Source organism: bacterium, from assembly GCA_035281585.1.
GTDB lineage: Bacteria > UBA10199 > UBA10199 > DSSB01 > DSSB01 > DATEDP01.
Genome location: DATEDP010000105.1, coordinates 21,664 through 30,476, shown reverse-complemented (window position 1 = coordinate 30,476; position 8,813 = coordinate 21,664). Strand labels below are relative to the sequence as shown.

The following is an 8,813-nucleotide window of genomic DNA, read 5'->3' as shown; positions in this document are numbered from 1 at the left end:
TCGCCGCCGCAGGCCGAGCCCCGCGAGCAAGACCAAGCCCGCGACGAATCCCGCCAAGCTGCCGGATCCGGCCGAAGGCTGGAGCAAAGAGCAGCCACCGGCGGTCGGCAGGGCCGAGGAGCCGCCTTGAGAACCCTCGATCGAGGCGTCGGAGCCGTTGGCCGGATCGCCTGCTCCGGGATTCTCGCCGCCGGCGGGACCCTCACCCTCGGGATCGGGACAACCGTGAACACAAGCCACCGGCTCCGGATTTTTGAACCCCAGCTTGGGGCCCGAAGGAAGATCCGCGATGTCGAAGCCGCCGCCGAGCGAAGCGGTGAAGCGAAGCGTCAAGTTCGAGGTATGAGTGTAAAGGAGCTCGGAAGTCTCGAGGTTTCCTTGGGGACCGAAGACCGGGTGGTCCATCTTGAAAGCGCTGGCATCGGTCACGAGCTGGATGCCCCGCTCGTCGACCTTGATGGTTTTCAAGGGATCGATTTGCTTGGTCTTGGTTTCGCCGTCCTCCTCATACTCGATCATGGGAATTTTGCCGTCGGGGCCGACCGGGTAAATCTTGACCGTGGCCAAGCCCGACACCGGCAGGATCCACAGAACGCCGCCATCGCGGTTCGCCCGGTATTTCCAGCGAATCGCGCCTTCGGAAGTCGCCGTCTTTTCTTCCCAAACCTGGATGAGCTTCGGCGAAGTCAGGCTGGAATGATATTGGTCGAATTCGCCGGGTTCGTAGGACTGCTCCCGATCTTGGTAGGCCATCGTCCAGGACGAAGTCGGCGAAGCCATCATGGCGGTGATGGAATTGACGGAAAGGGGAACGTCGGCGGCCGCTAAGTCGGCCGCCCCGGCCTTGGATCCACCGGCAAGCACCGCTAAACAAGCGATCAAAACGAGTAATGAATTCTTTTTCATAAAATCCTCCTGCCGGGAGAAAAAGCAAGGCCGGTGCCAGGGCTTGGAATATTCAACTGCCTGAAATTACTATGATTTTATTTCGGGCTTTGGCGACAGAAAGCCCGATTTGAAATTTTATGAAGCGGCCTTGCATTCCCCCCTTTGAAAAAGGGGGGCCAGGGGGGATTTAAAGACGTGGCAGGTGGCTGAACGCGGCGCTGCTGCTCATGCGACCGCTTCAAATCCCCCCTTGATCCCCCCTTTTTCAAAGGGGGGAAAAGGGATACCGGATTTTAGAGTTGAGGCGCCGCCGAAGGGACCTTAAGTTGACCGCATGAAAAAATCGCTTCTCGCGGCGGCCTTGGCCGTCGGCTTTCTTTCGAGCGCTTGGCTCCCGGCCCAGCCCCCCTCCCCGCTTTCCGGCACTTATCAAAAGCTGACGCTCGGCGTGGACCCTTCGCAAGGCCGGGTCACCGGCTATTACAAAGAGATCGATGAGCCGCCCAATTTGCCGCACAGCGAGTGCGTTTTCTATTTCACGGGTCAAGGTCAGGGCGACCAATACGCGATCCAAGCCTGGGAACCCGGCAACGATAAATCCGAAGCGACGTCGGGCGAGCTGACGATTTTCTCGGCCGAGAAAGGCCGGCCCAGCGTGCAATTGAAGCTCGAAAAATTGAGCCGCGACTGCACCGCCCTCAATCCCAAGCTCGGCAAGCCCGAAGGCGCCCTGCTCGACAAGAGCAAGGCGGGAGCCTGGACCGAAGTTCGAGTCGTCGGAAACCCCAAGTCCTCCTATCACCAGACGCCGGACCTCGCCTCGCCCGAACGAGGCTCCGCCAAACGAGGAACCGTGCTGGTCGTGACGGGACGTCAACCGGGCTGGGCCCAGGTCCAGGCCGAGCAAAAGTCCAAGGGCTGGATTCAAGAAAACGATCTCTATCCGCTGAGCCCCGGAGCGCCGATGCCGGAGCCGAGCAAGACGATCGTTCCGGCCGCGGCGCCGAAAATCGAGCCGAAGCCGCAAGCTAAGCCCGAGCCCCCGGCAGCATCGGTTTCAGCGGCCAAGCCGGACTCCAAGGCCGAGCTTCTCCAGCGCCTCAAGGCCCTCAACGTCCAAGCCTTCGGTCTGGCGCTTCGAGTCTTGGCCAATCCCGTCGAGCGCGGCAACCTCGCCGCCTCCGGTTCGGCATTGGAGCAAGAGCTCAACGAGCTCGTCGCGGGCCTCAACCGAACCGATCCTTCGGCCTATCGAAGCGAATCCACCCGGATCTACGAGACCTACTTGGATTTGCAGTACGTCCGGCAGGATCAGCCGGTGGTCAGCTTGCGATTGCGCGAGGAAACTCTAAAGAAATCGCGTTAAAACCAAAAGCAAGCCTTGGCGGGTTAAATCCGGGGCGGGGAAGCGCTATCCTTAAAAGCTGAAGAAGGAGGGCTTATGAAAAAGATAATGCCCATTATAATCTTGCTCGGCTTACTACTGATTCCTTCAACCCCCTATGCTCTCGATCCCCAGGCTGGGGCTAAATTTAAAAATGCCGGAATGATCCAAGTCCAAACGCCCGATCCGGCCAAGGACCAGATCACCCTCACCCACCTCAAGACCCGCAAGGTTGAACCCATCAAGTCCGGAAAGCTGGCGGTCGTCCCGGTGGGGACCTATCGTTTGCGAGTCGTGATGGTCGATGAAACCTATGACGGCAAAGTCACGGTCCGTCGGGCCGAACGGACCGACGCGATCATCGGCTTCGGCAAGCTCAAGGTCAAAGGGCCGCGCAACGCCTTGGTTCAGGTTTTCGAGAAGAAGCAGGGGAAACTGATGGCGGAGTTCCCGGCCGGTGAGAGCCAGATTCTGCCGCGCGGCCTCTATGAGGTCCGGGTGCGGATGAACGGAATCGAGTCCCAGCGCTCCGACCTCTTGGTGGTCAGCAGCCGGACTTCGGAGCTGAAAATTCGCTCCTAGGGCTCCATGACCTGAATCATGGTAATTTTTCCGGAAAGGGAGCGCAATTCGAGGCATGGCCGGTGTTTCCCACCAAGCCTGGAGAGCTCGGGCTGTTTTGAAAGTGCTGTGGGCGATCTTTTCCTGCTTCGTCGTCGAAAGCGTCGTCTTCGGCTTTTCGGTCTTGCCGGCGGTCTTGTTCTGGGAATGGCATCTCCGCTGGAATTTGCCGGGTCCGGCTTGGACCCATACCGTCCTGCTCAGCATGGCCTTCATCCCCGCTTACCTGCTCTTCGCCGTTTCCCTGATGGCCCTTTCCGCGCTGGCAACCCGGATCACCGGATGGCGAACGCCGCCCGACTCTCAAATGCCGATCGCCCGGCCGGACTGGCCCTTGCTGGCTTGGGGGCGGTATTTGATCTCCATTCAGATGGTCCGCGTCTTCGCCGGCCCGGTGTTCCGGGCGACGCCGATGTGGACGCTCTACATGCGGCTCAACGGCGCGCGAATGGGCCGGCGGGTTTGGGTCAACAGCCTCTGGGTGACGGACCATAACCTCTTGGAATTCGGCGACGACGTCGTCATCGGCAGCGAGGTTCACCTCTCGGGTCACACCGTGGAAGGCGGCTGGGTCAAGACCGCCAGGGTGCGCTTGGGGCGCGGCGTCACGGTCGGCGCCTCGAGCATCGTGGGAATCGGCGTTGAAGCCGGCGACGGCTGCCAAATCGGCGCCTTGAGCTTCGTCCCCAAATTTTCCAAACTGGAGGCGGAAACAACCTATGCCGGGATCCCGGTCCATCCGGTGACCCGCCATCCGGGAGCCGTCGAGCCGTGAAACCAGCGCCCTACCTTCCTGAAGTCAACGGCACCCCGCTTCCCTATCAAGAAATCGGGGAGGGTCCGACCTTGGTCTTCGTCCCCGGACTGGACGGAACGGCCTTGCTCTTCTACCGGCAAGCGCCCTTGTTGGCCCAGCGCTTTCATGTCCTGACCTTTCCGCTTCCCAATGACACCGCTTCGACCATGGACTCCTTGGTCGAGAACTTGAGATCGGTCGTCCAAAAAGTCATCGCTCATCGGAACAGCAAGCGGGTGATACTCTGCGGCGAATCCTTCGGCGGCGCCCTCAGCTTGAGCTTCGCGCTGGCCCATCCCCAGCTGTTGGATGGCCTAGTGATCGTCAACTCCTTCCCGAAGATCCGCGACCGGTGGCGGCTCAAGGCGGCTCCCCTCCTGGTCAAGGCGCTGCCTTGGGGAGCGATGGGGCTGGTCCGCCGCTTCACCGAAGCCCGGCTGCACTCGCCCCACGCTCTTCCCGAGGATCTAGCCGAATTTCACCAAAGGATGCGCTGGGTCGGCAAGGCCGGCTATGTCCGGCGACTGGAGATCCTCCAAAGCTACGATATCCAGGGCCGGCTCGGGGAAATCGAGGTTCCGACTCTCTTGTTGGCGGGCGAGCTCGATCGCTTGGTGCCTTCGGTGCGGGAGGCCGAATTCATGGCCGCCCGAATGCCCCGCGCCACGGCGTTGACGCTGAAGGGCTACGGCCACATTTGCCTGATCAATCACGACTTCAATTTGCTCGACTACCTGCTCCCCTGGATCGAAAAATTTAAAGTCATCGATCTACGCTCGGGATGATCAGGACCGGACAATCGATCTTGCTCAAGACCCGGCCCAGCTCCTCTTTATGGGAACCGAGCTCGGCATCGAGCAGGAGACAATCCACCTTTTGCTCTTGAGACAAATAATGCAGCCCGTTGTCGAGCGAACCCATGTAGGTCAATAGCTCGAAATCGAAGTCCTGAAACTCCTCCCGGCCTTGAATCTCATCCCGTTGGGAGGCCAGTCTCTCCAGGGTTTTTCGCTTCAACTCGTCATGGATGGCCACCGACCGGCTGAGCGGAAGGAAGGGACCGTGGAAAGTGCCGAGCAGCAAGACCTTCCATCGCTCTTCCGGCCGGAGCATCTCCCGGGCCCGTCTCAAGGTGCTGCCGGGGGAAATGGCGAGGTCGATGGGCATGAGGATCGTCTTCACTCGGCCAGGGTAGCGGCCGGCCGGAAATCCCGCCATGATTTATGTCATTCTTTAGCCGGCTTCTTCCAAGCCGGCCTGGTCCAGAATCAGGATGTCCCGGCCCTCGATTTGGATGAGGCCCTCCGCCCGAAGGTCGCTCAAGCATCGAATCACGGTTTCGGTGGCGGTGCCCGCCATGCCGGCCAGATCGTCGCGCTGGATGGAGATCCGGCGGGCCCCCAATCGAATCAAGGCTTGGGCGACTCGCCGTTTCACCGTATCGTAGGCCAGGCTCAACAGTTGGCGCTCCTGCTCGATCGCCCCCTTGGCCAGCAAGCGGAGGAACCGGGCGGCCACGTCGCGATTCTTGTAGACCAGGGCCAGGAAGTCGTCCTTGGGAATCTTACAAACCTCGCTTTCCTCCATCGCCGCCGCCGATTCGATCTGGTCGGAAGCTTGGAGCAGCGGGACGTAGCCGAGAAAATCGCCGCTGCCGTAGACCCCGGTGACAAATTCCTTCCCGTCATCGTGGATTCGGAAAGCCTTGATCTTGCCGCGACTGACGAAATACACCGCATTCGGCGTGTCGCCCTCCTGAAAAAGGATGTCCTTCTTCTTGAGCTTGACGGTCGGCCGTTGCCGAAAAAGCCCCTCGAGCTGGGTCATTTCTTGGGCCGCGTCCAGGAAACGATTCAGTCCAGCTAAATCTGGCGTGAATTGGGCCTTGAGCAGCTCCGACTTCTTGAATCGGGCCTCGATGGCGTTGAGCAGCTCGGTCTCCTCGAAGGGCTTGGTGACGTAATCGTCGGCGCCAAGCTCCATGCCCTTGCGGAACTCGCTCTTTTCGGCCTTGGCGGTAAGGAAAATGAAGGGTATGGCCGCGGTCGCCGGCTCCTTGGAGAGGATGTGGAGGACGCCGTAGCCGTCGAGCTCCGGCATCATGATGTCGCAGACGATGAGGTCGGGCGAGAATTCGGCGAGCCGCTGCAGCCCCTTCTTGCCGTTCTCGGCGGTGAGGACCTCGTAGTGAGCCAACTCCAGGATCTCGGCGGTGTTTTCCCGAACCGCCGGATCGTCCTCGATCAGCAGAATCTTCTTCATCGCTTTCCTCCCTCCGTCGCGAGACGCACCTCGAATCGGCTGCCCCGCCCTTCTTCGCTGCGGAACGACAGCGTTCCGCCCATCAGGTCCACGCAGCGCCTGACGATGTTCAAGCCCAGGCCGGTTCCTTGGATGGAGGCGGCGTTGCGGGCTCGGTGAAACATCTCGAAAAGACGGCCCTGATCGGCCTCGGGGATGCCGATGCCCTGGTCCACGACCGTCAACTCGACCACGCCGCCCTCCAGCCGGCTGCCCAGCAGAATCTCGGTCCCCTCCTTCGAATACTTGATCGCATTGGACAAAAGGTTGAGCAAGACACTTCGAAGCAGCTTGGGATCGAGCCAGACTTCGCCCGCGTCACCTTCATGGACGTGACGAAGGCGCTGCTCGGCCTTGGCCAAGGGCCGGGCTTCGTCCAAAACCTCGTCAAGAAACTCGAGCAGGGAGAAACGCTCGGGCGAGCTCTCGGCCTTGCCCTTTTCCAGCTTATCCAGCGACAGGAAATCATTGAGGATGCTCGTCAGCGCTTGGACCGAGGTCTTGATGGTTTGAACGTGCTTGGCGCGCTTGGCCGCGTCGGCCGGCGCCGCATAGCGGTCGATCAGCGAGGCCGAGGTGAGGATGGCGCTGAGCGGGGTGCGGAACTCGTGGGAGGCGGTGGTCACGAAGCGCGATTTCAGCTCGTTCAGCTCCTTTTCCTTCTCCAAGGCCAGGCGCACCTCATTCTCGGCCCGCTTCCGTTGCTCCATTTCATCCTGCAGGTCTTGATTGCTCTGCTGGAGCTCCATAAAAGCTTGGGATAGTTCCTTGGTCCGCTCCTCGACCTTTTTCTCCAGCTCGCTATTGAGGGCTTTGAGCTCCTCTTCGATGCGCTTGCGCTCGGTGATGTCGCTCACGAAGCTCACGATTTCCCTTTTGCCGTTGCGTTCGTAATAGGTGAGGCTGATCTCCACCGGCAGCAACTGGCCGGACTTGGTCAGAGCAAAAAGGTCCAAGCCGGTGCCCATCGCCCGTGTGCGGGGGCTTTGATTGAAACTCGAGCGGTGATCGACATGGCGGGCCCGTAGGCTCGGTGGAATCAGGATCTCGATCTTCTGTCCCACCAATTCGCCCTCCTCGTAGCCGAAGAGCCGATTGGTGTAGGGGTTGACCTGCTCGATGATCCCTTCGGCGTTCGAAATGATGATCCCGAGGCTCGCCGCCTTGAACATCGATTCGACCGCCTCCTTGTGCTCGGCGCTTTTCGTCATTTCGATCACTCCGGCCGGCAAGCCGGCTCCGAAGCCCCGGATCTTAGGGAAAGGAGCCGGGATCTGGCAACCCCAATCGTGGGGCAGCGCCGATCGTGGAGCTCAAAGCTGGCTCAAAGCTTCGCGGCGAACCGGCAAGGCCTTGGCGGTGGTGAAGGTCAGCACGTTGCACGGCGCCGACCGCGCCACCCGCTCGGCGACGCTGCCGATCAAGAAACGGCTGATCCCGCTCCGGCCCTCGGTCGGCATGAGGACCAAATCGAAGCCGCCTTCGCCGGCCCGCCGGCAGATCTCTTCGCCGGCCGGCCCGATGGAAACGTGAACCGAAGCCTCTTTCAAGGAGGCGTGTTGGGAACGAAGTTTTTGCAGCTGCCCGATCGCCTCCTCGCGGAGCGCCTGCTCGTCCCGGATCAAGCTCGCCGGCCGGCCGTCGGGCAGCGTCAGGAGATCGGGCAGCCCGAGCACGTGGAGGAGCTCCAGGCTCTTGGCTCCCAAATGGGCGGCGAGTATCGCGCTATCCTCCTTGGCGTCGGAAAAATCGACCGGGATCAGGACCTTCTGCGGCGGCCAAGCCGAAGGGCGGCGGACCAGCAAGACCGGAGCGGTCGAATGCCGCAGCACCCGCTCGGCGACGCTGCCGAGCAGGACATGAGACAAGCCGCTGCGCCCGTGGGTGGCCATGACCACCAAATCGGGCTTGTCGGTGCGGATGAAGCGAAGCAGCTCGGCGGCGGGCGCCCCGCTCAACGACACGACCTCGACTTGACGCCGGAATTCCTTGCCGGTGGCCGGGAAATATTCCCTAATTTTATCGTCGACCAGCTCCTTGAGGCGGCGCATGCGGTATTCCGATTCCTCGGCGGCCTCGGGGGGCGAGAGCCGGCTCGGGTCCAAGACATTGGCCAAGGTCAACAGGGAGCCGTCTTGATGGGCGATCCGCAGGGCGCCAACCAAGGCCCCGAGGCTTGGCTCGGAAAAATCGACGCAACACAAGATTTTCTGGAACATGGCTTCCTCCTTTGCCCCTCATCCTAGCCCTGGAAGACGAATTTGCCATGATTCAACTCAGGCTCCGAATTGACCGACGTCATGGAAGCTCCCGGAGGAAAAGCCCACTCTAGAGACATGCCGGTCGCGCCCGAAACGATCCTTTCGACCATGGAAGACATGGAAAAATTGGAAATGGCGGCACGGCTCAACCTGGAAGAGATCATCCGAAAGTGCCGGACGGCCGGCTCCCCGGCCTTTCGGAAACGGGCGCTTCCCTTGCTGCGGAAATTGGCCGCCGATGAAAGCGAGCATCGGGCGCTCGCCGAGCGGATCATCCAGCGGCTTTCGCGGGAGCGGAAATGAAACAGGGCGAAATCGCGGAAGAATTCCAATTGGTCTTGGCGATCGAAAAAAAGGCCGCCTGGACCTACCGCCGCTTGGCCCGGGACTGCGGCGATCCCGAGGCCAAGCGCCTCTTGCTCGAGCTGGCCCGCAAGGAATTGGATCACGTTCGAGTGGCCCGCCAATTGATCCGCCTGGCCGAGGAATGGCGGCTCGCCGAAAAAAAATCGAAAACCTGACCTAGATCAATGTTTTCGAACCACGGCTCCCTTAGCTTGGC

At 60.9% G+C, this 8,813-nt stretch carries 11 protein-coding genes; 6 read left to right on the top strand and 5 right to left on the bottom strand.

The window, feature by feature from the left end; all coding sequences use genetic code 11:
- A partial coding sequence (locus VJR29_08455; GenBank protein ID HKY63435.1) for a hypothetical protein occupies positions 1-906 on the bottom strand: 906 nt, incomplete at its 3' end.
- 316 nt (positions 907-1,222) lie between these two features.
- On the opposite strand from VJR29_08455, the gene VJR29_08450 reads away from it, so the two are divergent.
- From VJR29_08450 to VJR29_08435, 4 genes are all read left to right on the top strand, one after another.
- Positions 1,223-2,254 carry an SH3 domain-containing protein gene (locus tag VJR29_08450; GenBank protein ID HKY63434.1) on the top strand — a complete coding sequence of 344 codons (1,032 nt, stop codon included), beginning with the start codon at positions 1,223-1,225 and terminating at the stop codon, positions 2,252-2,254.
- 180 nt (positions 2,255-2,434) lie between these two features.
- Positions 2,435-2,854, top strand: a complete 420-nt coding sequence (locus VJR29_08445) for a hypothetical protein (GenBank protein HKY63433.1) — start codon at positions 2,435-2,437, stop codon at positions 2,852-2,854.
- Between the two features lie 97 nt (positions 2,855-2,951).
- A complete protein-coding gene (locus VJR29_08440) occupies positions 2,952-3,668 on the top strand; it encodes a hypothetical protein (protein ID HKY63432.1) in 717 nt (238 codons plus the stop codon).
- Complete coding sequence (locus tag VJR29_08435; GenBank protein ID HKY63431.1) at positions 3,665-4,474, top strand: alpha/beta hydrolase; 810 nt, start codon at positions 3,665-3,667, stop codon at positions 4,472-4,474. Before VJR29_08440 ends, VJR29_08435 begins: the two co-directional genes overlap by 4 nt.
- Here the strand turns inward: VJR29_08435 and VJR29_08430 are convergent.
- The 4 genes from VJR29_08430 to VJR29_08415 form a co-directional block, all read right to left on the bottom strand.
- On the bottom strand, positions 4,452-4,907 hold the full coding sequence (locus tag VJR29_08430) for a hypothetical protein (GenBank protein HKY63430.1): 456 nt from the start codon (positions 4,905-4,907) through the stop codon (positions 4,452-4,454). The two genes, VJR29_08435 and VJR29_08430, sit on opposite strands and share 23 nt — an antisense overlap.
- A 15-nt stretch (positions 4,908-4,922) precedes the next feature.
- Positions 4,923-5,951 (bottom strand): response regulator, encoded by a 1,029-nt coding sequence (locus VJR29_08425; protein HKY63429.1) that lies wholly within the window; start codon positions 5,949-5,951, stop codon positions 4,923-4,925.
- Positions 5,948-7,201 carry a PAS domain-containing sensor histidine kinase gene (locus VJR29_08420; GenBank protein HKY63428.1) on the bottom strand — a complete coding sequence of 418 codons (1,254 nt, stop codon included), beginning with the start codon at positions 7,199-7,201 and terminating at the stop codon, positions 5,948-5,950. The genes VJR29_08425 and VJR29_08420 overlap by 4 nt, the downstream gene beginning before the upstream one ends.
- 102 nt (positions 7,202-7,303) lie before the next feature.
- On the bottom strand, positions 7,304-8,209 hold the full coding sequence (locus VJR29_08415; GenBank protein HKY63427.1) for a universal stress protein: 906 nt from the start codon (positions 8,207-8,209) through the stop codon (positions 7,304-7,306).
- A 69-nt stretch (positions 8,210-8,278) separates the two neighbouring features.
- Between VJR29_08415 and VJR29_08410 the strand changes: the two genes are divergently transcribed.
- Together VJR29_08410 and VJR29_08405 are read left to right on the top strand one after the other, a co-directional pair.
- Positions 8,279-8,554 (top strand): hypothetical protein, encoded by a 276-nt coding sequence (locus VJR29_08410; GenBank protein HKY63426.1) that lies wholly within the window; start codon positions 8,279-8,281, stop codon positions 8,552-8,554.
- Positions 8,551-8,772 (top strand): hypothetical protein, encoded by a 222-nt coding sequence (locus tag VJR29_08405; GenBank protein HKY63425.1) that lies wholly within the window; start codon positions 8,551-8,553, stop codon positions 8,770-8,772. Before VJR29_08410 ends, VJR29_08405 begins: the two co-directional genes overlap by 4 nt.
- Positions 8,773-8,813: the final 41 nt, after the last annotated feature.